The sequence below is a fragment of the Marinobacter shengliensis genome (assembly GCF_003007715.1).
Lineage (GTDB): Bacteria > Pseudomonadota > Gammaproteobacteria > Pseudomonadales > Oleiphilaceae > Marinobacter > Marinobacter shengliensis.
Window position 1 is genome coordinate 434,231 of record NZ_PXNO01000027.1, and the last position, 22,818, is coordinate 457,048.

Annotated in this window: 14 protein-coding genes; 6 read left to right on the forward strand and 8 right to left on the reverse strand. The window is 58.1% G+C overall.

All coding sequences use genetic code 11. The features are described 5' to 3' along the window. Positions 1 to 153: 153 nt before the first annotated feature. The 5 genes from malK to C7H10_RS15145 form a co-directional block, all read right to left on the reverse strand. Positions 154 to 1,269 (reverse strand): maltose/maltodextrin ABC transporter ATP-binding protein MalK, encoded by a 1,116-nt coding sequence (gene malK / locus C7H10_RS15125; protein ID WP_106695521.1) that lies wholly within the window; start codon positions 1,267 to 1,269, stop codon positions 154 to 156. Positions 1,270 to 1,300: 31 nt separating this feature from the next. After that, on the reverse strand, positions 1,301 to 2,914 hold the full coding sequence (locus tag C7H10_RS15130) for an alpha-glucosidase family protein (protein ID WP_106695522.1): 1,614 nt from the start codon (positions 2,912 to 2,914) through the stop codon (positions 1,301 to 1,303). Positions 2,915 to 3,125: 211 nt separating this feature from the next. Continuing rightward, complete coding sequence (gene malT, locus C7H10_RS15135; protein WP_425269126.1) at positions 3,126 to 5,900, reverse strand: HTH-type transcriptional regulator MalT; 2,775 nt, start codon at positions 5,898 to 5,900, stop codon at positions 3,126 to 3,128. Positions 5,901 to 5,955: 55 nt separating this feature from the next. Further along, positions 5,956 to 7,488, reverse strand: coding sequence for a glycerol-3-phosphate dehydrogenase (gene glpD, locus C7H10_RS15140; protein WP_106695523.1), 1,533 nt, complete (start codon positions 7,486 to 7,488; stop codon positions 5,956 to 5,958). Between the two features lie 149 nt (positions 7,489 to 7,637). Further along, entirely contained in the window at positions 7,638 to 8,888 is a 1,251-nt protein-coding gene (locus tag C7H10_RS15145) for an ABC transporter substrate-binding protein (RefSeq protein WP_106695524.1), read from the reverse strand. Positions 8,889 to 9,250: 362 nt separating this feature from the next. On the opposite strand from C7H10_RS15145, the gene C7H10_RS15150 reads away from it, so the two are divergent. Further along, positions 9,251 to 11,398 carry a methyl-accepting chemotaxis protein gene (locus C7H10_RS15150; protein WP_106695525.1) on the forward strand — a complete coding sequence of 716 codons (2,148 nt, stop codon included), beginning with the start codon at positions 9,251 to 9,253 and terminating at the stop codon, positions 11,396 to 11,398. Positions 11,399 to 11,569: 171 nt separating this feature from the next. Beyond that, on the forward strand, positions 11,570 to 12,613 hold the full coding sequence (locus C7H10_RS15155; RefSeq protein WP_425269127.1) for an FAD:protein FMN transferase: 1,044 nt from the start codon (positions 11,570 to 11,572) through the stop codon (positions 12,611 to 12,613). On the opposite strand, the gene C7H10_RS15160 is transcribed toward C7H10_RS15155, so the two are convergent. Genes C7H10_RS15160 through C7H10_RS15170 form a run of 3 tightly spaced genes read right to left on the reverse strand, consistent with a single transcriptional unit; the run spans position 12,610 to position 17,914 of the window. Beyond that, positions 12,610 to 14,169, reverse strand: coding sequence for a general secretion pathway protein GspF (locus C7H10_RS15160; RefSeq protein WP_106695526.1), 1,560 nt, complete (start codon positions 14,167 to 14,169; stop codon positions 12,610 to 12,612). The genes C7H10_RS15155 and C7H10_RS15160 overlap by 4 nt on opposite strands. Before the next feature lie 12 nt (positions 14,170 to 14,181). Then, positions 14,182 to 16,647 (reverse strand): LamG domain-containing protein, encoded by a 2,466-nt coding sequence (locus tag C7H10_RS15165; RefSeq protein ID WP_208622843.1) that lies wholly within the window; start codon positions 16,645 to 16,647, stop codon positions 14,182 to 14,184. Between the two features lie 31 nt (positions 16,648 to 16,678). Then, complete coding sequence (locus C7H10_RS15170) at positions 16,679 to 17,914, reverse strand: hypothetical protein (RefSeq protein ID WP_106695528.1); 1,236 nt, start codon at positions 17,912 to 17,914, stop codon at positions 16,679 to 16,681. A 269-nt stretch (positions 17,915 to 18,183) separates the two neighbouring features. Here C7H10_RS15170 and C7H10_RS15175 point away from each other — a divergent pair, with 269 nt between their 5' ends. Genes C7H10_RS15175 through C7H10_RS15190 form a run of 4 tightly spaced genes read left to right on the forward strand, consistent with a single transcriptional unit; the run spans position 18,184 to position 22,682 of the window. Further along, positions 18,184 to 20,778 carry an HzsA-related protein gene (locus tag C7H10_RS15175; RefSeq protein ID WP_482805301.1) on the forward strand — a complete coding sequence of 865 codons (2,595 nt, stop codon included), beginning with the start codon at positions 18,184 to 18,186 and terminating at the stop codon, positions 20,776 to 20,778. A gap of 22 nt (positions 20,779 to 20,800) precedes the next feature. Continuing rightward, on the forward strand, positions 20,801 to 21,553 hold the full coding sequence (locus tag C7H10_RS15180) for an SH3 domain-containing protein (RefSeq protein WP_106695530.1): 753 nt from the start codon (positions 20,801 to 20,803) through the stop codon (positions 21,551 to 21,553). Then, entirely contained in the window at positions 21,523 to 22,167 is a 645-nt protein-coding gene (locus tag C7H10_RS15185; protein WP_106695531.1) for an outer membrane beta-barrel domain-containing protein, read from the forward strand. Before C7H10_RS15180 ends, C7H10_RS15185 begins: the two co-directional genes overlap by 31 nt. 11 nt (positions 22,168 to 22,178) lie before the next feature. Beyond that, complete coding sequence (locus C7H10_RS15190; protein ID WP_106695532.1) at positions 22,179 to 22,682, forward strand: TlpA family protein disulfide reductase; 504 nt, start codon at positions 22,179 to 22,181, stop codon at positions 22,680 to 22,682. Positions 22,683 to 22,818: the final 136 nt, after the last annotated feature.

The window sequence follows — 22,818 nt, forward strand, 5'->3', positions numbered from 1 at the left end:
GGATGTATTCACAGCGTGTTTTGGAAAGGGCCTCCCACATGGGCGTGCGGCCGGCTGTCACCAGTGAGGTCAAGGTAGGGGGAACAAAAAAGCCGGTAACGAACACCGGCCAAGGAGAGTGTACTGCAGATCAAATCAGAAGCGGGCAGGGCCCTAGAAGTCGATGCACGGTTCCTGATAGAGGCGGGGGCAGGCGGTGCCGTCGTCCCGGAACAGGTGGCACTTGTTGGCATTCAGCCCCAGAGTCATGGGTGCGCCTTCCTGAACGGGGTTACCGCCATCGGTGCGCATGGTCAGCACGCCCTCCACGTTGCTAACGTCCAGGTGCACCAGGGTCTGATAACCCAGACGCTCGACAACGTGAACCTCACCTTGCAGGTACATGTCGGCCTCCTGGTCTTCGGTCAGGTGTTCCGGACGTATACCCAGAGTGACGTTTTCGCCCTCAAGCAGGTTATGACCATTCACCGGCAATTCCAGCTGATGGTCACCCGGCAGGGTCACGGTGACCGACTGGTTACTGGCAGAAGCCACCTGGCAGTCGATGAAGTTCATCTTCGGTGAGCCGATAAAGCCCGCCACAAAGCGGGTGGCCGGATAGTGGTAGAGTTCCATGGGCTTGCCCACCTGGGCAATGCAGCCGTTATCCAAAGCCACGATTTTGTCGGCCATGGTCATGGCTTCCACCTGATCGTGGGTGACATAAATCATGGTGGCGCCCAGGCGTTTGTGCAGGCGGGATATTTCGATCCGCATCTGAACGCGCAGCGAGGCATCCAGGTTGGACAGCGGCTCGTCAAACAGGAACACCGCCGGCTCCCGAACGATGGTACGGCCGATGGCGACCCGCTGGCGTTGGCCGCCAGACAGGTCTTTGGGCTTGCGCTCCAGGAGCTTGTCCAGTTGCAGCAGGGTGGCGGCGTCCTGAACCCTCCGGTTGATTTCGTCCTTGTGGGTTTTCGCGAGCTTCAGGCCGAAGGCCATGTTCTCCGCCACATCCATGTGGGGGTAGAGGGCGTAAGACTGGAAGACCATGCCCACTTCCCGTTCTTTGGGGGGCAGGTCATTCACCCGGCCATTTCCGATGTACAAGTCGCCGGTGGTTATGTCCTCCAGCCCGGCAATCATTCGCAGCAGTGTCGACTTGCCGCAGCCGGAGGGGCCGACGAACACCACAAACTCGCCGTCATCGATGTCCAGGTTCACGTTCTTGGTTACCTGGGCGTCGTCATAGCTTTTACAGATATTTCTCAGGGTTACACTGGCCATAGCGTTTATCTTCTTGATCGATGGTCACCCGTCAGAGCCTGGCGATTTCAATACCCCAGGGCCCCAGTTTCAGTTGTTTGCCGTGCCATTGACCGCCGATGAAATCGGGGGTTCCGGTCATGGGAGAGCCTTGCGCCGGCAGCGTCACGGTATTTCCGGTCTCGCTCAGGTTCAGAGCGATGATCAAGCGTTCCTCGCCAAGACTCCTGACGAACACCAGTGTGTCCTTCGGGCTCTTGAGGAATTCGATGTCTCCTTCCAGCAGGACAGCCTGCTCCCGACGCCAGCCCAGAAAACTCCGGTAGGCGGTGAGCACGGAATTATCTTCGGCATGCTGCAGGGCAACGGCGGCGTTGTAATGATCATCATACACGGGCAGCCAGGGGCTGGTGCTGGAAAAGCCGCCGTGGGTTTCTTCGTGGTGCCAGACCATGGGAGTCCTGCAGCCGTCCCGGCCCTTGTACTCTGGCCAGAAGTTGATGCCGTAAGGGTCCACGAGGTCTTCGTACTGGAGCTCCGCTTCGGTCAGGCCAAGCTCTTCACCCTGGTAGATGCACACGCTGCCCCGCAGTGTCAGCAACATGGCCATGTAGGCTTTGAGCTGTTGTTCCGAGCGGGCCTGCCAGCGCGTGGCCACCCGTGCCACATCGTGGTTGCCAATAGCCCAGCACGGCCAGCCGTCGGTCAGTTTCTGTTCAATGGTGTCCACGGTCTTGCGGAAAAAGTCGGCACCATGTTGCTCGGTCAGCAGGTCAAACGAGTAGGCCATGTGCAGCTTGTCACCGCCACTGGTGTAGTCTGCCATGGTTTGCAACGAATCATCATCGCCGATCTCGCCCACGGTCGTGGTGCCCGGGTACTGATCCAGCAGCACGCGTAGCCGTTTCAGGAACGTCAGGTTCTCCGGCTGGGTTTTGTCATGCTTGTGATGCTGGTAGGCGTAGGGGTTTTCCTTGCGAACACCGATGGAGCCTTCCTGCAATGCCTTGCTTGGCGGGTTGTCTCGCAGCTTGCGGTCATGGAAGCAGAAGTTGATGGCATCCAGGCGGAACCCGTCAACTCCCCGGTCCAGCCAGAATTTCACATCGGACAGCACCTGTTCCTGAACCTCCGGGTTGTGGAAGTTCAGGTCTGGCTGACTGGCCAGGAAGTTGTGCAGGTAGTACTGCTTGCGGCGACTGTCCCAGGCCCAGGAGGAACCGCCGAACACGGACAGCCAGTTGTTGGGCGGAGAGCCGTCTGGCTTGGGATCGGCCCACACATACCAGTCGGCTTTTGGATTGTCCCGGGACTGGCGACTTTCCACAAACCAGGGGTGTTGGTCGGAAGAGTGGCTCAGCACCTGGTCGATCATGATCTTCAAGCCCCGCTTGTGGGCTTCGGCGATCAGTTCATCGAAATCCTTCAGGGTTCCGAATATCGGGTCGACATTGCGGTAGTCAGAGACGTCGTATCCAAAGTCTTTCATCGGAGAGGTGAAAAACGGGGACAGCCAGATGGCATCCACATTCAGGCTGGCGATGTAGTCCAGCTTGGCGGTCACCCCGGGCAGGTCGCCTACACCGTCGCCGTTAGAGTCATAGAAACTGCGTGGATACACTTGATAGATAACGGCGCCACGCCACCAGTCCGGATTTCTGCTCATCTTGCCTCACTTACACCCTGGTGGTGAAAAGTTCTTGTTGTGCGATGGAGGCGAATCCCCACCGATCAATACACCTGCCATGGTGCGATGTTGCCTTGGGTGGTTCATCCTCCTGCCCGTGTTTTTGTCGGCGTAGCCGGGGGGAGGAGGGGGGCGTAGCGGGGCGTATGGGGTAGTAGTGGCCGTGAAGGGCGGAGGAGCCGAGACCGGCTCACTCCCCCTGGATTTTGCTCAGCAGGTCCTTGGCCAGTTCAATCGCTTCCGAGCGGTGGCTGATGTTCTGCTTCTGGTACAGGCTGCGGATGTGGGTTTTCACCGTGGTGGAAGCCACTTTAAGATGCTCGGCGATCTGGTCGTTGGACAGGCCGGCATGAATCAGGCTCAGTATCTGCCACTCTCGTCGGGTCAGGGGCGAGGTGCGAATCAGTTCCGGCACATCCGGCCGGTCGATGATGTCCTGGATGATGGCTTCGTCCAGGGAAATCCGGATCGCCCGGCTGAAATCCCGCTGCTGTTGGGCAAGCTGAATCAGGCGCTCGGCCCGCTGCTGTTCCATGCCCTCAATCAGGCCGTCGTTGATCAGCGCTTTGAGAATGACGATCAGCACCTTGCCCAGGCGCAGAAAACTTCCCACTGCGCCGGTGGTGCTGGCAAGTTCCAGGGCCAGGCGCATGTGTTCCAGAGCCTTTTCGCGATTTTCGATCTGCCAGAACAGATAGGCCAGCGCGATATGGTTGCGGTTAAGGTCGGTTTTCAGGCCGATCTGGCCGGCAACGCTGGTCAGTGCCTCCAGGATTGGCCGGGCGTCCTGATATTGGCCCAGACTCATCAGGGCACGGGCCCGGTTTCGACCGTTGCACTGATAGAAATGGTTGGTTGCCGCCTCCGGTTTACACGGTGGTGCAATGGTCAGCCAACGCTGAATGGCATCCTGGTCCCGCACGGCGTCCCAGTACGTCAGCATGGTGGCATGGGCGTTGGCAACCCAATCCAGATGGTAGTCGCCAGCGGCGAGCATCTTCTGGACCTTGGCGATGTAGTCCGCACACAGGCTCTGGCGGCCGCGGGCCTGTGCAACCTTGGCCAGAGTGGTGTAGCTCTGGACATACCAGCGTTCGCCCTGGGCTTCCAGAATCTCTATGCCCTGGAGTGCGCAACGTTCCGCGCTCTCCAGGTGATGCCATTCCCACATCACCTGACTGCGGATCCGGAACAGGAACTCGAGAATGGGCAGGTGGTTCAGCTGGTTCTCTTCGGCATATTGAAATGCCCGCTCCTGAATGTTGTAGGCCTTTTGTAAAAGCCCCATTGCCACGCTGATCTCGCTTTGCTGGCACAGGGCCCAGATCACGTTCTGGTGCGCCTGATGGGCCCGGGCCATATGTTCGGTTTCCTGCATCCGGGTCAAGGCCTCCTGCAGTTCGCCCCGGACAAACAGGGCTTCACCCAGAACCGAAGCAGCTGCAACCCGTGAGGTGGGCAGGTAGGCGGCGTCTTGCGCTACCGCTTCCCGTGCCAATGCCAGGGCGCGGTCGCTGTCGCCATAGTTCATAGCCACCTGGGCTCTGATGGCACTGAATTCGCCATGGACTGTCCGCTGGGACTCCTCGCTCATGACCGCTTTCAGTTGGGTCTCAGCGGCGGATAGCCAGTTTTCTACCTCGTCGAACTTGTATTGTCCCTGGGCTACCCAGGCCCGAAGCAACGTCAGTGTTGGATCTTCTGCAATGATTTTCTGGGGCAGGGCGTCCAGGCATCGTTGCAGTAGCGTGAACTGGCCTTCGGTAAAGAACTTGCGGCCATGCTGATTCAGAACCCGGGTAATGCGCTCCGGGTCTTCTGCGGCGACTGCATGCCGGGCGGCCTCCTCTGCGTGGTCCAGCTCCAGCCACGCATCGGTGGCGCGCTGGTGCAAGGCTCTCTGATTTTCCTGTGTGGTACTGGCAAGCAGGTGCCGCAGGTAGACGGAGAACAGCTGGTGATAACGAAACCAGAGCGCGCTGTTATCAACGGGCGTGATGAACAACCCCATGGCCAGGAGGCTGCCGAGCAGTGCCTGGCCATCGGAATCGTTCATCACCCGCATGACCATGCCCGCGTTGAAACGGTCAAGGATGCTGGTGCGCAGGAGGAAGGAGCGTTGTTGTTCACTCAGGTCCTGCCCGACCAGTTCGTCAAAGTAGTCAAAAATGTGCTGGTTACCCTGGTCAAGCTGGTCGACAAAATGACTGAACTCGATGCTGGTGCGGGCGGAGGCAGACAACAGTTGCAGCGCCGAAACCCAGCCTTCTACCCGTCGAACCGCCCGCTCGATGTTTTCCCGGGAAACCTCAAATGGCAGCCGTTGCTCGAAGTAGCTTTGCGCCTCATCGGCATCAAAGGCGAGATCCCTGCTGGTAATTTCAATCATTTGCCCCTTCATCCTGAGCTGGGCAACACCCAGGGGCGGAAGTGTTCTGGATATGACAACAAGAGTGAGGTAGGGCGGCAGATGTCGCAGCAGGAACCGGAGCCCTTGATGAATCTCCGGGTTGGTGATGACCTGGTAGTCATCAAGCACCAGGTAACTGGGATCTTCAGAAGGTGGCAGTCCGGCAAGAAGTTCTGTGAGAAATGATTCGAGACCGTGACCCTGCTGGCCCTCTGTTGGATCAAACGCAGGCATATCCGGCGTATCGACAATCTGATCAAGGGCATGGGCCAGATACCCGGCAAACCGGACGGGGTCGTTGTCGGTACTTTCCAGGCGGTACCATGCGGCCTTTGCCTCCAGCTCATCCAGGCGTTCGGCCAGGGTGGTGGTTTTGCCATAGCCTGCAGGAGCGTGAACCAGCAACAGGGAGACCGGCTCCTGGGTCTGCAGCAGGTCGTTAAATTTTTCCCGGGCTAACAAGCCGGCCGGCGGCAAAGGGGCGCTGGTTTTAGCGGCAATAAAGGTCAGGTTTGATGGCGCCGGTGTGGTTGGCATGAACGGTTTCTCAGACATCTTATTATTGTCCTCTGGCCGAGCCAGGGTTAAACGTATTAGTCAATCACTGTGATCAGGAAGCACACTCTAGCATTTCCAGGCTGAATTGGGACTGCAGGTAGTCTTTTAGCTTCTGGAGTTCCGCCTGGTTGATGTAGAGCCCCTGTTTTGTTCTTCGCCAAAGGACGTCTTCCGGAGTAACAGCCCATTCCCGCGTCACCAGGTAATCGACCTCCCGTTGGCTGAGAGTGTCGGTAAACCAGTGCCCGAGGTCATCCCTGGATTTGCAGCCGGCCAGGATCTGATGGCTGTCGGTACCGTAACAGCGCACGAATCTGCGGATACTGTCGGTGTTCAGCCACGGGTAGTTAATCTCAAGCTCCGCCGCCAGTTGTTGCTGGTTACCAAAGTCACCGCCCGGCAGAATGGCCTGCCTGGTCCAGGATTTTCCGGCGCCTGGGAAGTACTCGCATACTTTGTCGGTCACCGCCTCGGCCAGCTTCCGGAAGGTGGTGATCTTGCCGCCGAAAACGGAGATCAGGGGCGGCTGGCCGTCCTCTTCGTCTACCTCAAAGGAGTAGTCCCTGGAGGCAGTCTGGGCGGTTCCCTGTTCATCATCCATCAGTGGCCGGACACCGGAGTAGCTCCACACCACATCTTCCGGCCCAAGCTGTCGACGGAAGTACTGGTTGACGATGGTCAGCAGGTAATCGGTTTCTTCCGGTGATATCCGGGCCTCGGACGGGTTGCCTTCGTAATCCACATCGGTGGTGCCAATGAGGGAGAAGTGTTCTTCGTAGGGGATGACGAAGACGATTCGCTCGTCCTGATTCTGCAGGATGTAGGCCTCGGTGTCGGCGTTCAGGCGGGGCACCACAATGTGGCTGCCTTTGACCATCCGTATCTGTTTCGGGGCCTGCATGCCGAAGCTATCGCCGAACAGCTGGCTGACCCAGGGGCCGGTGGCGTTGACGATCACCTTGGCGTGAACGGTGTGTTGGCGATCTCTTCGGGTATCTTCCAGAACCGCTTTCCAGCGCGGGCCCTGGCGGCTCGCCTGAATGCAGCGAGTTTGTGTCAGTATGGTGGCGCCTTTCTGCTGCGCCTTGCGGGCGGAAAGCACCACCAGTCGGGCATCGTCCACCCAGCCGTCTGAGTACTCGAAACCTTTGGTAATGTCGGGTTTCAGGGGAGAGTTCTGGTCAAAGCTGATGGCCCTTGAGCCAGGCAGCATTTCCCGCTTTGCCAGGTGGTCGTAAAGAAACAGCCCGGTACGAATCATCCAGGCCGGGCGCAGGTGGGGCTGGTGAGGCAGGCGAAAGCGCATGGGCCACATGATGTGTGGCGCATTGCGTAACAGCGCCTCTCGCTCGGCCAGGGCCTCCCGGACCAACCGGAATTCATAATGCTCCAGGTACCGAAGCCCGCCGTGGATCAGCTTGCTGCTGCTTGATGAGGTGGCGGATGCCAGATCGTTCATCTCGCACAGTATGACGTTCAGGCCACGCCCGGCAGCGTCCATGGCAATACCGGTACCGTTAACACCGCCGCCGATAACCAGCAGATCGCACTGGTCAGGAACGCCTGACGGTTCGTTTGCTTCCATTCGTTGACTGCTTTGCCCTGTTAACACGCCTGCTTGCCCCTGATCATCCTTTGAGTGAATGCTGATTATCAGAGAATGAACGCAGGGGGTAAAGCGACGGCGTCACTGAATGGCCGCCCCGTGGGCAGGATGCCCCGGGGCCGGCCGGGTCAGAGTGAAACCGGTTTGCCGGCTTCACGGCGGCGAGCTTCCCACTCTTCCCTGGTCTGGGCGGCCTCGTCGCCGGGCATGGAATCGATGATGTCGAAGTAGTCCGAGCTGAACTGGTCCGCCATGATCTTCTCACGGGGCTTTACCTTCACCACATAGACGGTCTGCACGTTCTGGTGGTCAAATGCCCGCCAGTACTGCTCGTCTTTCAGGAAGCTATAGCGATGCCCCTCAAGTTCCCGGATGACCGCTCGGGTATTGGTGGTGCCGGCGCGTTCGACGGCGGCTTTATACTGGTAAACAATGCTGTAGGCCGACGCGGCAGACGAGGATGGGCGCATTTCGTAGCGGCTGGAAAAAGCTTCAACAAAATCTTTGCCCCGCTGATAGTTGTTTTCATAGGGCAGGTTCCATACCCAGGGGGCGGCGCCCACCACCCCTTCCATGATGGTTGGTCCGACCTGGCGTGCCATTCCCAGGGTGAGGTTTGGCACCACAACCTGCATTCGTTTGGTCAGGCCCATCTCATAGGCGGCGTTAAGGGCTCTGACCATGTCGTCGCCAAAGAGCACCAGCATCAGTACTTCTGCGTCACTCTCGGCGGCTTGCTCCAGGGCCACCCGGAAGTCAGTAATCAGCGCCCGGGGGAAGGGCGTTTTCACGCCTTTATGCTGTTCTGTGTCTTCGGTGTTGGAAAACTTTCGCACAGACTCTTCCACTGACCAGCCCCAGGTGTAGTCGGCAGTGATGTAGAAGTAGCTCTGGTCTGCGTGGTGGCGATTGAGGTATTGGCTCAAGGCCTTGGCGGTCATCCAGGCATTGTAGGGTTCCCGGAACATATGGCTGTGGCCTTCACTGCCGGTGGTGGCATTGGAATAGGTAAGGGTGCCGAAATAGAGTCGATTGCGATCCCTGGCTGCCTTGCCTGATGAAATGGCAACGGCACTGGATACTCCGCCAAAGACCATCTGTGCACCCTCACGGTCGATGAGCTCGGCAGTGTTCTGTGCGCCCTGGTCGGGTTCACCGCGGGAATTGCGGATAACCAGTTCCAGGGGCTGCCCCATCACGCCGCCGGCTCGATTGATCTCATCAACCGCGAGGAAAGCCCCCAGTCGTTGCTGAAGCCCCTGGTCTTTGTAGCGGCCAGTCTGAGGGTAGTTGAGTCCTATCTTGAGTGTTTCTGCATACACTACCGAGCTGCCCAGCAGCAGTAGACATGCCGTGAGCAGGAAGTTTCTGAAACTCATTGTGGTTGGCCTCCAACGGTTTGGACCCCGAATGCGGGTTATTTTTGTTGTTCGGATCAAGCAGGATTAGTGTCTGCCCTCGTTGGTAGCTCAACAATGGGACTTAAGTGGAATTTGGCGTAACAATTTGTAGGGTCTTGATATGCATCAGGTTGTGCGAAAATGGTGCGTGATTTTGCGTCATGTCCTGTGTGTGCACCAACCTGGTGCGCAGGAATCTGTGTGTTCCAGGGTGAGTAGTGTGAATTGGCTCACGTTTGGGCGTTCGGGCGCTGGCAGGCCCGATCTTTGCTGAGGTCTCAGGGTTCCGAGGGGGCGAATAACTCTGTTCTGCTCCGATGTCCGGTCTGGAGAATCCTGAAATGACTCTGAAAAGCTACAACATGAACCTGTCTGCCGGTGAGCGTTCCTGGTTGCCTGTTTTTGGGCGTAACGGAAAGCTGGCCATGCGCTGGTCCAGTTTCCTGAACCGAAACATGTACGAGACCAATGAACAGATATTCGAGAACCTGGCCAGAACCAGACGTGATGCCCTGATTGGGTGGGCTGAACACAAGTGGTCGTTTCTGGAATCCGTTGCTGGCCGCCTGTATGGCAAGAACCCCGAAGCCCTGGGGGAGACTATTGCCCAGACCTCCACCCGGCTAAGGGAGATATCCGAGCTGTTTGTGGTGGCAGAGGATGGCCAGGTTGTTGCGTCCAGCGTGCCTGTCCGCAACGGCAAGCGCGACCTGGCTCCGGAGGCAGTCCTGAGGGGAACGGGTGAGCGTTTCCTGCATGGTCCCTACCGGGACCCGGTAACGGCGTCGTTGGGCAAGACTACCAGTCGGTTTCACGATGCGGTGACTCTGATGTTCTATCAGCCTATCGAGTTGGCCGGGGGCCAGCGGGCAGCTGTGTGTGCGCGAATTCCCAATGATGTGATGAGCGATCTAATTCAGCGTGAGGCCGGACACGTTTTTGAGGAGTCCGGCGACAACTACCTGTTCATGATCGACAGTCGTTTTGACAAGTCCATCTCGCCGGGAACGGCGCTGTCCCGATCCCGCTTCGAAGATGCCACCTTCAGCCACGGCGATAACCTTAAAGACGGCATAGAAACCGGCTTCGGTGTGGTGCGTATTCGGGAGCACACTGAATTCGAGATACGGTTTACCGATCCGGCAACCGGCCGCTTGCACCCCGGTGTCAGGGAGACCATTGCCAATGGTGAGAACCTGTACGTGCTGTACCCGGGCTATTCCGACTATCGACACATCCCGGTGATTGGCAAAGGCATCACCTTTCAGATGCCTGGTTCGCCTGATACCTGGGGCATGATGTGTGAAGGCGATCTGGAAGAGGTGTACCGACGGCGCTCCATCAGCTGGCGGTTATCCAGTCGTTTGGGCTTGCTGGCCGCGGCGCTGTGGCTGGTGAATCTTGCATCGTCCATGTTGGAGGTGTCGGTATGGCTCGAAAGCGGGATCAATGCCCTGGCCATTTTCGCCATGGTGATGATCTTCAGATCCACTTCTGTCAAACCGGTGTCGGAGCAGTTGTCCGCCATGGGGGATATCATCCGTGACATTGCCGAGGGCGGAGGTAACTTGCGGCAAAGGATTGACCTGAGCCGGACGCGCCGGGATGAGAGCGGAGACCTGGCCCGCTGGACCAACAGCTTTATTGACAGCCTGGATGGCATGGTGGGCCAGGTGTTGACGCTGGCCGCAGACTCCCGGCAAGCCAGTGACCAGATGGTGACCCACAATCGCAGCGCCTATGAGCGGGTTCAGTCTGTGCTGGCTCATATCGACGATATGGTGCGCGGTGCCGGTGTTCAGGAAAAAGAAATCAATAACGCGTCAACGACCGCCGAGGAAATGCGGGAAGGCATGGATGCGGTGGTCAGCCGTGCCCAGGCACAATTTGCCCGGGTGAGTGAGGAGGCAAGGAGCATCCGGACGGTGATCACTCGTTCAGCCGATGGAATCCGGGCTGCCAATGATCGCACTGAGGAAATCAGCAAAACTGCCCTGGTCATCAATGACATTGCAGCCCAGACCAACCTGCTTGCCCTGAACGCGGCGATTGAAGCCGCCCGGGCCGGGGAGTCAGGCCGCGGATTTGCCGTAGTCGCGGATGAAGTGCGCCAGCTCGCCAGCCGCACAGCAAAGGCAACGGAAGAGATTGGCCAGCGTCTGCAAGGCGTGCAAGACGAGACACAAAGGGCCGTGGCCGTTATGGAGGAGGGGATTTCGGAAATGGAGAACCGGCTGGCCAAAGCGGAAGCTGCCGCCGACGACAGCTCGGACTTGCATCATATGGTTGGCAAGCTGTTTCGGGCCATTGCCAGCATTGAGCAAACGAACCGCGAGCAAAGTCAGCAGACCTACGGCGTCTCGGAAAGTGCGGCGGCCATGCGTGGCGTGGTAGAACAGCTATCTGCGAGCTCAGAGCGAACGCACGCCGCAGCGGCAAAGCTGCAGAGGCTGACGGGACAGTTTCAGGTCTCAGGCGAGGTTGCCTGACTGATAGCCAATACCCAGCCCTGGTTCAAGGCTGTTTGAACGGCGTCCACAAAGGCGTTTTCACGCCTTTGTCCTTGCGATGCATCGTTTCAGCTGCAGGTAAAAAAACCGATATACTTCCCGGATTCGCCCAACCTGGGCATCGCTGAATGTAATGGAGCCATTGAGATCTTGGTAACTATCAAGCGTTGGACCTTCGAACTTGGATCGACTCTTCCGTTTCTCGTGGTGGCAACGGGGCTTGCCATCTTTTCAATGCCGGCCAGCGCTGACTGGTATCGGTTTTCAGACACCGCCATGACGACACCTATCGAGCTGGAGTTCTGGACAGAGGACAAAAAGCTGGCGGACCGGGTTGGGGAGGAGGTACTGGCGGTTTTTCATCAGGTTGATGCGCAGATGAGCCGCTATCGGGAGGACTCGGAAGTTTCCCGACTCAACCGCAACGCCGCCAATGGTCCGGTTGCCGTCAGTGACGGTCTGTTCGAGGTGCTTGAAAAGGCGCGGGAGGTATCGATTCTCAGTGATGGCGCCTTCGACATCACCTTTGGTTCAGTCGGGTACCTTTACGATTTCAGAGCCGGGAAAAGGCCGACAGAGGAGGAACTTCGATCTGGCCTGCCCCAGGTGAATTTCCGGGATGTGATTCTTGATCAGGATGCTCAAACCGTCGAATTCCGCCAGGCTGGGATCCGGGTCGACCTGGGCGGTATTGCCAAGGGCTATGCCGTTGACCTGGGAACCAAGCGCCTTGTCAGCCTTGGCATACGCCATGCCCGGCTCAGCGCAGGTGGCGACATGCGGTTACTGGGCGACAAGCGGGGACGGCCCTGGTACGTGGGTATCCGGGATCCACGTGTGGAAGGACGTAACGCAGTGGTCCTGCCCCTCAAGGATACGGCGGTATCCACCTCCGGGGATTACGAGCGGTTTTTCGTGGATGAAGCGGGCGACCGGGTCCACCATATTTTGTCTCCCGAGACCGGAAAGTCGGTTCAGGGTGTGCAGAGCGTGACCATTATTGGCGAGGACGCGTTGACAACCGACGGCCTCTCCACGGCGGTGTTTGTGCTCGGACCCGCGAGGGGGTTGGAGATGGTTGAGCGACTGGCGGGTATCGATGTGGTGGTTATCGATGATCAGCGCATGATGCACGTGTCAGAAGGCCTCGTTCCGCCCCAATCAGACCAGGGCGGAACGAGCGGTCCGGATTAACTGCCAATCGTACCGTTCACCACGTTGGAGAAGGCAATCAGGCTGTCCTGAGAGGTGCCATTGCCCAGCCCGTGGCCGTTGAAGCGGGTTCCGAACTGGTTTTGTTCACCATGCAATGCCATGTAGTTGAGTAACACGGTCTGGACCAGTTGGTTGACGTTGTTGGCCGCCGGGCTGGAGGCAGTTTCCACCGATGCATCCGAACGCATGAAGCCGATCTGCCTGCGAATCGGAGTGGGGCGGCCACCAGGGTTGTAAACCAGGAAGAAGGAGGCGGCCGTCTGTTGGTTGTCGCCGGTCCATTCGCCCTTGCCGCGACCGTCCGCGGAATCGTCAATCCTGCCGTTGCTCGACACCGAACCGTCACTGAACACATAGAGCATTAACGGCATACCCACCCGGGCCGCGTATTCCAGGCATGCACCCATACATCGGCCTGCCAGTTCGTCACGGCGCTCGCCAGTTCCACGCTCGCCGGTGTGGTAGTCGTAGCCGCCAATAGTGATCGTGCCGGCACCGGCGTAGCCGTTTAAAACCAGCTTCATCACAGAGGCGGTTTTACGGAATTCCCGGTTGTTGTTGAACTCATCGCGGTTGAAAATGCCGGTGGGGCCAACGATTTCGAGATCCAGCTCTGGATCAAGGTCTGCGGGATTGCCGAATCGGTCGGCGAGATCGGCACTCTTTACATAGCCGCAGCGGACCAGGTCCTTGACGACTTCATCAGTAGAGATGCCCGTATTGACCCGGTTCATCTTGGCGTCGCTGATGCGCTGGATGGATTCCATGACGGCGACAGCATCTTGCTGGTCAAGAATGCCGATGAGATCGCCTACGTCCACCAGACCGGTAACGTCTGAGGGCCGGTCAATCTTGGTGGGTCGAACCTCCGGATTGATCAGGTTCATCGGTGCCAACGAGTTACCGCCGGATTCCGAACTCTGGGACCCTATGAGAGAGAGCAGGGAGCCGTCGGCACCCGCGTGATGGATGCCGTACATCGGGTTGTGGGGGTTGTTGCCGGTGTCGTTCTCTGAACGGGCAGCAATAATGGCGCCGTCAATTGCCGCGCGGGTGCCGGCACTGGTGCTCTGCAGGATACCGCGCAGGAAGCCGCTGTCGGAATGGAACGCCAGGCCCAGTTCGGTGTTAACAAACGCCGGGTCATTGGGCAGCATGTCACCGGGTAGCCCTAGTTTGTTGTAACCTGCGGTGCTCAGGAAGTCCATTTGCCCGCCGGACTTGCCCATCAGTACATTGGAGCCAGCAATGTTGGCGCCGCCTGCCAGGTCAAAACAGATAAACGGAATCTTGCCGGCACCCTGAACCGCTATGCCACAGCTTTCTTTCAGCGTGTTCAGATCATCTGAAAGCGCTGCTGCTGCCATTCGCGGGTTGCCGAACAGGCTGAACAGGGAAGCACCGAACACTGTCGCCGACCCCGCCATCAGACCCTGTGAGATAAACTCTCGACGCGTCCTCGGCCTGCCGTGGTCGTCATGGAGTAGTGGGCTGCCATTGGCCAGAGGTTTCTTACGTGATTTGCGTATGAACATGATGGGCTTCCTCTACTGAACCAGTGTGGTGGCGCTGCCAAGCACAGCCGCGCAGCTTGCCTTAACGACCGTTTCTGTGCGGTCAGGCGCACAACCTTCTCCACAGCTCGTCAGTCTGTCCATGAGCGCGCTTATCTCTGTTTCGATGGCGCTATCATCGGGCTGTGAGGCCAGGTTGCTGCCCACGAAGCGGGCCAGTAAAGGCCCGGTAACCAGGCTCTTGCGGCCGTGATCAAATGCGGTGCTGGCCGGGGCGGAGAAATCGAACCCGGGGAACATCTCAGCCCTTAATTGCCCGCTGGAAACCAGGGCGTCGCAGTATTGAATAGCCATTTGGGTGACTGCCATTTGATGGGAAGACAGGAAGCCCTGGATCGTCTCTACCGTCGGCAACTGCTGCTTTACGGTAGTGTATGTGCTGAAGACCGCCGGGTGGGTGGTGGCAACGCCGGTCATCCGCGACATGGACTCGTTGATCTCGTCAAATGTCTTCAGACCGATCTCCGACGATGGTGGCAGGTCAGCGGGTTCTGGCTGAGGCGGCAGAACAGGCTCGGTACGGGCAAAGCTGTTTCCGCCCAGCTGGTCGAAGGTCAGGAAGAACTCGTCGTTCCCGGGGCCGTTCTCCAGAGCAATGATAGTGCCCAGGGAGGAGAGCGGTTGCCCGGTGCCGGGTTCATAGCTGCCGCTGTCCAGAACAACGTCCAGATTGGCCCAGGCCTGTCCGACAGTCGCCTCCTTGCCATTGATGCCCAGTCGCATGCCTCGCAGTGGAATGTTTGATGGCTCGGCGGAGTCATCCAGGCTGATGAAGAAAGGACTGGTGAATCGGTACGCGTAGCTGTCGAACTGGCTGACTTCGAACACGATGAAACTCTCCGGCACGTCGATCAGGTGAGAAACGCCAAATAGCAGGTAGAACTTCTGACCAACGCCGACTTCGAAGTTGGCCTGGACCTGCTCCGGTGTCAGCACACGATTGTGGATGGCGACCATGCGGATCGCGCCCTGCCAGGGTGAGTTGCCATCGGTCTCGTTGCCCAGTACCAGGGCAAAGCTGTCGTCCCATTCCGTTAACAGCCCGCCGTCGTCCGGGTCGACATCACCGGTTGGAACGCCATTCACAAAGATCTGACGCCCGGTCGCCGGGGTGTAGTTCACCACAACGTGCTGCAAAGTTGCCTGCAGAAGCATGTCGGCGTCCTGGGTGGCGAACGCCGTATTCTCATCACTGGTGGTGCTGCGATGGAGCACTTCGTAACGCTGGAGCGACTGGCTCAGCGTTATGTTGCGAGTGGTGGACGAGCCTGAATAGGTCACAATGCGGGCATCTTCCTGGGTGATGTTACCCGGGGCAACCCAGGCCTCTATGCTGTATTCGCCGGAGGCGGTCAGCAGGGTATGCAGCTTCCGGCTGGCGGTGGTGCTACCCTGAGCTTTGCCCGCCGGGATCATGAAGCCCTGCTCGTTTTCGCCCGCGGGGCCAAGGTCGATGCCCCAGCCCCCAACCCAGTCAACGTTGCCGCTCAGGGTCAGATCCAGTGCAGGCGATACGCCGCTGGTGTCAAAGGCGGTCTGGCCTTCACCAAACTTGAATTCGTAGAGGGCAATCACGTTGTCTTCAAAGCGGCCGCCGGAATTGGCAAGCAGGCCGTCTGCCTGGAGGTTGAGAGCTTTGCTCGTAACCAGTGAGGGGTCTACAGGTTGGGCGCTCAGGTCCTGGACCATTTCAAGAATTTTTAACTCCATCAAATCAGCTGAGGCTTCGCAGTTGTCACCCCAGCAGTTGTGAAAGTCGTAGCGCAGGCGCTCTACCAGTCGGGATGCGCCCGGGTTCATCGGATCTATACGGCTTTTCGCCTGATTGTAGGCGGTGGTCACGTCGGCGCTGGCAATGTAGGGGGTCTGGCCACCATCAGCATGGCAGTCGCTGCAATACTGTCTGAGTTCGGGGTATACCGTGCTGGAAAACAGTCCAGGATCGCTGGGCAGTGCAACCGTAGCGCCCGGTTCTTTGAGCGCTGGAGCGCGGAGTTCAACGGTTTTGGCTGAGCCTCCAGAGCCGCCTGCCCAGTTTGAGATATAGGTGGTGAGAATGTCCACACAGGCCGAGGTGCTCTGGAGCCAGCAATTGTGGCCGCCGGCCACCTTGGTCACCATCGTAGACTGGGATGGATCGGACAGGTTAACAATGGAGTTCGCCTGAGCGTAAGCCAGGTTAACGTCCAGCTCGTTGACGAACGTCGGAGCCTGGCCATTGGAGCCGTGGCACGCACCGCATTTGTCCTGGGTGACCAGATTATCCCATACGGTCCGTTTGAAATTGGCGACGTCATCCGTTGCGGGAGCCGGCCCGTTGTAGGTAATCGTGCCGGGATTCTGGGAGGTATTCGGCAGTTGTTCCGTGGACTCGCCGCCGCAGGCCGAAAGCAGGAACGCAAGGGCGATGACTGAAAGCACCGATCTAAGGGAGCTCATGAAAATTCCGTTACGTGTTGTCATAGCGTCCTCACTCCCCCATGCAGTACACAGCGGATTCTGCGAATACCTGCTTCAGGTCGTAACCCTGGCTTGCGAAGCTGGTGACCATACTGCGTACCTGGGAACGGTCTGCGCCGTTGGAGGGAGGTCGCAGGCAGACATTCTCGAACACTTTCTTGACCTGGCACTCGGCAAAGGCGTTGGAGTGGGCGAACTCCCTGCCCAGGCTCTTGGCACCATTGCCGTAACCCGGCAATGACGGATCCCAACCAAGGCGGCGGTTGGCGCCCTGGCGCCAGTAGTTATCCCATCTGTCGTCCGGCGTCACGTATCCTTGTTCGAAGGTTGCCGCATTGATGTGATATTTGGCCTGAACCCTGGAGCCGGTCTCCGGATCCGTTTCGCCAATGGCGTTGTAAACGAGCCTACCCAGTTCTCCGTCAGGGTCGGCGTTGGCGTTATATTCATAGTCATAGTAGGCAAACGCCTGAGCCATGGGGTCCATACCCGTGTGGCAGCCAACGCAGTTGTTCAGGAATACCCGGCTGTCACCGCCGGGGCTGCGGGAAACATCCTGGCGAATGCGGTCGGGCGGCAGAGTGACATCTGCAACCTGTTCCAGGTCGTTGCACATGTGATTGATCAGCGTGAAACGGAACATGGCCCTATTGGTACCGGCGCTGAAAAACGCCCGGGCTGACGCTCGAGATGTGATCACCCCAGCGGTCGCAGAAGGGGGGAGGCCGGTGTAGGTGGACTGGTTCACCCGCTCAAGATGGTCCCTGAGGCTGGCTCCGCTGTTCTCCAGGGATTCGTAGTGATTGTTGTTGCTGGTGGAGTAGTTCGGCAGATTCAGGGAAGGATTTCCGATATACAACACATCGTCATACAGGACTTTTCTGAAGTCCTGCCCGTCCCGCACCAGGCCGATCACCGTGGCGATGTAATCATTGAGGGGCACGAACTTCGACATTGCCTCGTTGGTCCAGGGAGCCGCAAAATTCTTCAGGGTGACGTCGTAGAAGGCGCTGTCCTGCATGGCAGTGAAGGCTGCCTCAATCGCTCTGCCCGAAACGATATCGCTTTCCATGTCGTCGAGAACATCGGCAGAAGGGGGCACGCCGGCAATCCGGTCATGGATTCGTTTGGCCTGTTCCCTGGGGCCAGCTTGGGCAAAGCCTGCCTGGCCAGACACCAATGCAACGAGAACGGCGGTACTGCAAGCCTTGGTGAGCAGGCTTCTGATCCTGTTCCGGGCGGTCATGTCCTTTCCCTCGGTGATCGTTAGCATTCGCACATTAATGCTTTTTGACAATTGTTAAAAGTTTACGGCTTGCTATATCCTCCGTTTTGAGTCGTAGGCCACGTTATTACATTAGGTTACTTAAAAGCCTTGGAGCCTGCCCGCGGAACCGACTTAATTTATGTCATGGAATGTCATCCGAAACAGGGTTTGTAACGTTGGACATTAAGTTTCCTGGCTCCCCCTCCTTTTTTTGCGCTGCTCGCGTTGCGGTTTCGCTGGGCGTTGCAATGTTGCTTTCCGGCTGTCTCTCTGGCAGCGACAGCCAGCAGTCAGATCCGGTCGTTGTCGAAACCCCGGTAGCTTACGTCGAACGGGCCCTGCTGTTTGACGAGAACACCGGCACCTTGGTGGAGGACAACTTGGCGGACCCCGCCGCTTTTCGTCCCGGTGCAAGGTTATTGTTGAAGGCGAGGGCTTCCGCCGATGCCGAAACGCGGGATATCGCTTCCAGGGCGTTCACCGGGCCACAATTCCTCGATGACAGTGGCCGGTTGCGGTACGACGTGAAAGATCTCCACGTATCCCATGATGGCTCCCGATTGTTGTTCGCCATGCGCGCCCCGGAAATCGAAGGCGCCGATGACGAGGATCAGCCAACCTGGAATATCTGGGAATATGACGTTGGTACCGACGGCCTGCGCCGTGTCATTGATTCAGATGTTACTGCCCGGGCCGGGCAGGACGTTGCGCCAGCCTATCTTCCTGATGGCAGAATCGTTTTCTCATCAACCCGTCAGCGGATTTCCAAGGCGGTGCTGCTTGATGAAGGTAAGCCCCAGTACTCAGGTCTGGAGGAGGCGGGTAATAACCCGGCGTTTGTTCTGCATGTGATGGATGATGATGGCCAGAATATTCAACAGATCACGTTCAACCAGAGTCACGACCTCGACCCCATGGTGGCGGATGATGGCACCATTATTTTCAGCCGCTGGGACAATGCGGGCCAGACCCGAAACAATGGTGTAAATCTCTACCGCGTGAACCCCGACGGCACCGGGCTGAGCTATCTTTACGGTCGTCATTCTCACGGTTCTGTGCCAGAAGCGAACAATGTTCAGTATCTGCAGCCCCGCAAGTCCGACAACGGTAAGTTGTTGGTGCAGCTGAGGCCGTTTGAGAGCGAGGACTACGCGTCCGTTCCGGCGGAAGTTGATGTTGCCCAATTTGTTGAGGCCAACCTGCGTATCGATGGCACCGAAGGGGAGGGCCAACAATCATTGGTTCCCGGCGTGGGCCTGGATGGACAGCTGTCGTTGAAAGGTAGTTACGCATCCGTTTCACCGTTACTGGATGGGACCAACCGTTACCTGGTCAGTTGGACACCCTGCCGGTTGCGGGATGGAGCAACTGATCGAATCGTCAATTGCACGGAAGATCGCCTGCAATCGGAAGATTATCAACCCGCAGAGCCGGTTTACGGTCTGTGGCTACTTGATATCAATGGCGAAACCCAGCGGCCGGTGGTTCCCCCTATTGAAGGCATCCAGTTTGATGAAGCGGTCCTGATGAAGGAGCGTCCTCTGGAAGACTTTATTCCGGAATCCCAGTTTACGGGTAAAGAGGGGGCTCTGGGGGATGCCGGTTACGGGGTGCTGCACATTCGCAGTGTCTACGATATAGACGGGGTGGACACCACACCGGCTGGTATTGCTGCAATGGCCGATCCGCTGCAGACACCACCGGAGGATCGCCCGGCCAGATTCCTGCGCCTGGAAAAACCCGTGGCTATCCCAGATAGAAACGTCCGGGATTTCGACAACAGTGCTTTTGGCCGCAGCCGGGCCCAGCTAATGCGGGAAATCCTGGGTTATGTGCCGATAGAACCGGACGGTTCCGTGAAGGTGGCCGTGCCGGCCAATGTCGCATTCGCCATCAGCGTACTGAATGAACAGGGACAACGGATTGGTGCCAGGCATCAGAACTGGCTGATGGTGCGTCCTGGCGAGACCCTCGAGTGCGCAGGCTGCCATAATCCGAACAGTCCGACTCCCCACGGCAGACCGGGTGCCGGCCCCGGATCCGTCTGGGGTGGGGCAGCGACCACCGGCCTTCCGTTTCCGAATACCGACTCGGGTCTGTTTGCCGATATGGGTGAAACCATGGCCGAGTTGTTTGCCCGCATCAATGATATTCGCCGGCCGACGCCGGATGTGATCTATGCCGATGAGTGGTCCGGTGATGCCGTGGATCCCAAGCCTGAGAGCTTTGTCTATGCCTACGCCGATCTGCAGACTCCTCCACCTATTTCGGGCGTTTGCGCGGCCGACTGGGCGTCGAATTGCAGGATCGTTGTCAATTATGAGCAGCACATTCATCCGCTCTGGAGTGTCAATCGGGAGGTATTGGATCCGGACACAATGGCGGTGGTGGATGACTACACCTGTACCGGTTGTCACACCAATACGGATGCCGCAGGCGCCCAGCAGGTGCCAGCTGGGCAGCTGGACCTCGGCGACGGCCCGTCACCGGCGCAACCGCTTCACTTCAACGCCTACCGGGAACTGCTGTTCCCGGACAACGAGCAGGAACTGGTGAACGGTGCGCTGGTGGATGTACTGGTGGACTCTGGAGAAGTGCTGGAGGACGAAGAAGGCAACCCGATCCTGGATGCCGAAGGAAATGTGCAGCCGATCATGGTGACGGTTCCGGTTCAGGCCTCAATGTCTGTCAACGGCGCCCGTGCCAGTAATTTCTTCGACGTATTTGCAGAGGGCGGTTCACACAGGGATTTCCTCACGCCCGCCGAGCTTCGACTCATCGCAGAATGGCTGGATATTGGCGGCCAGTATTTCAACAACCCCTTTGATGCCCCGGAAGACTGATCCAAGGACTGATACTCGCGCCATGCCCATTGCCATTCTCATTTTAGTATTGTTTTTGCCGACCCAGAGCTGGGCTGGCTGGCTGTGGGGTCAGGGCGACGATGGCGTTGCCCGGGTGCAGGTGACCGAGCCCTACGTTGCCTGGCGGACCGGCCCGGCCACTGGCTACCCGGTTTTCCACAATAGCGAGAAAGGGGAATGGCTGACCATTCTTCAACGCAAGACCAACTGGATCAAAGTAACGGACGCCCGTGGCCGGGAAGGCTGGGTCGCCGTTGCTGATATCGCCCGGACCGTGGATGCCACAGGAAACCCTGTGGACCTTCAGGTACCGGATTTCGATTCATTCAATAACCGGCGAGTCGAAGCCGGACTGATGATGGGTGAATTTGATGGTGCCGCTGTCACGGCAGGCTATGGCGGTTTCTGGATGACAAGGAACCTTTCCGCCGAGCTCTGGGCCTCGCAGATTCTGGGCAACGCCTCCGAGATCCGCATGGTCAATGCGAACCTGGTGCATCAGCCTTTTCCGCACTGGCGGGTATCCCCTTTTTTCACGCTCGGGGTCGGCCATCTCTGGGTTGATCCCAAGGCCACCCTGGCTGAGCCAGAAGAGCGGGATAACAGTGTCGGCCATGCTGGCTTTGGCATCCGGGCTTACATCACCGATCGATATTTCATCCGTGCCGAGGTGAAGGATTACAAAGTGTTCACTACCCGGTCCACCAACGAAGAAGCGACAGAATGGAAAATCGGACTAAGCATCTTTTTCTGAAACCGCTGTGCCTCGGGGCAGGGCTATGCATAGCCATGGGGGCCCAGGCCCAGGATGACCGTCCCTTGATCGAGCCGGATGTTACCCCGGTGCCGGTCACTGAGGCGTTGATTGACACCGAGAATTTTGAAATCGGCGTTTTTGTGGGCGTGCTTAATATCGAAGACTTTGAGTCGTCACTGCTTTATGGCGGCAAACTCACCTACCACTTCAGTGAGTCCTTCTTTTTCGAGGCAGGGATAGGCTTCGCAGAGGGCGGCGAGACCAGTTTCGAAAAGCTGGCCGGTAACGTGGAGGTGCTCACCGATCGTGAGCGGGATTACAGGTATTACAACATCAACCTTGGTTACAACGTGCTTCCGGGTGAGGCCTTCCTCACCGAGAACTACGCATTCAACACCAATTTCTACCTGATCGCAGGCGCCGGCGCCACCGATTTTGCCGGTGATACCCGGTTTACCCTGAACGTGGGGGCGGGCTATCAGGTGCTGTTGACGGACAGCGTTGCCGTTCATATTGGCTTGCGGCAGCACTACTACCGAATAGATGTTCTTGGAGCCGAGAAAACCTCCATGAACACCGAGGTCAGCACTGGCCTGTCGGTCTTTTTCTGAGTACAGGAGCAATGGTTATGAAAGCATCCATAAGATCACTGGCAGCAGCGGGCATCCTGGCTTGCCTCAGCCCGCTGGCAGGCGCAGAAGCTATCAATGTCCCGGCTCCGGATTTTACCCTGGAAAGCCGTTCCGGGGAGAACCTGAGGCTGGAGGATCATCGTGGGGAAGTGGTGATGCTGAACTTCTGGGCTTCCTGGTGCGGACCCTGCCGTCAGGAAATGCCTCTGATGGATGAGTTGTACAGCCAATACAAGGATCTCGGTTTCACGATTCTCGCGGTCAATGTGGACGGGAATCGGGATGCGGCGCATCGCTTCCTGGACAAGGTGCCCGTGAATTATCCGATCCTCTACGATCCGGAGAGCTCGGTGAGTGAACTGTATGAAGTGCAGGCCATGCCGACCACCGTGATGATCGATCGCGATGGTAATGCCCGTTATATCCACTACGGATACCAGCCGGGCTACGAAGACGAGTACGAACAGCAGATTCGCGAACTGGTGCGCGAGTAATTTTCGGACGGGACGTATATGCGTAGTGTGTCGATCTTCACTGTCTCCGCCCTCCTGGTCGCTACGGTTGCGGTTTCTGGGTGCAGTTCAGTCAAGCCGTGGGTGAAACCCTATGAGCGCGATAATCTGGCGGATC

Coding starts and splice junctions, on each gene's coding strand:
- C7H10_RS15185 (WP_106695531.1), top strand. CDS start 21,523: ATGGAAAATCGGACTAAGCATCTTTTTCTGAAACCGCTGTGCCTCGGG.
- C7H10_RS15190 (WP_106695532.1), top strand. CDS start 22,179: ATGGTTATGAAAGCATCCATAAGATCACTGGCAGCAGCGGGCATCCTG.
- malT (WP_425269126.1), bottom strand. CDS start 5,900: ATGTCTGAGAAACCGTTCATGCCAACCACACCGGCGCCATCAAACCTG.
- C7H10_RS15160 (WP_106695526.1), bottom strand. CDS start 14,169: ATGTTCATACGCAAATCACGTAAGAAACCTCTGGCCAATGGCAGCCCA.
- malK (WP_106695521.1), bottom strand. CDS start 1,269: ATGGCCAGTGTAACCCTGAGAAATATCTGTAAAAGCTATGACGACGCC.
- C7H10_RS15150 (WP_106695525.1), top strand. CDS start 9,251: ATGACTCTGAAAAGCTACAACATGAACCTGTCTGCCGGTGAGCGTTCC.
- C7H10_RS15130 (WP_106695522.1), bottom strand. CDS start 2,914: ATGAGCAGAAATCCGGACTGGTGGCGTGGCGCCGTTATCTATCAAGTG.
- C7H10_RS15170 (WP_106695528.1), bottom strand. CDS start 17,914: ATGACCGCCCGGAACAGGATCAGAAGCCTGCTCACCAAGGCTTGCAGT.
- C7H10_RS15180 (WP_106695530.1), top strand. CDS start 20,801: ATGCCCATTGCCATTCTCATTTTAGTATTGTTTTTGCCGACCCAGAGC.
- C7H10_RS15165 (WP_208622843.1), bottom strand. CDS start 16,647: ATGAGCTCCCTTAGATCGGTGCTTTCAGTCATCGCCCTTGCGTTCCTG.
- C7H10_RS15145 (WP_106695524.1), bottom strand. CDS start 8,888: ATGAGTTTCAGAAACTTCCTGCTCACGGCATGTCTACTGCTGCTGGGC.
- glpD (WP_106695523.1), bottom strand. CDS start 7,488: ATGGAAGCAAACGAACCGTCAGGCGTTCCTGACCAGTGCGATCTGCTG.
- C7H10_RS15175 (WP_482805301.1), top strand. CDS start 18,184: ATGTTGCTTTCCGGCTGTCTCTCTGGCAGCGACAGCCAGCAGTCAGAT.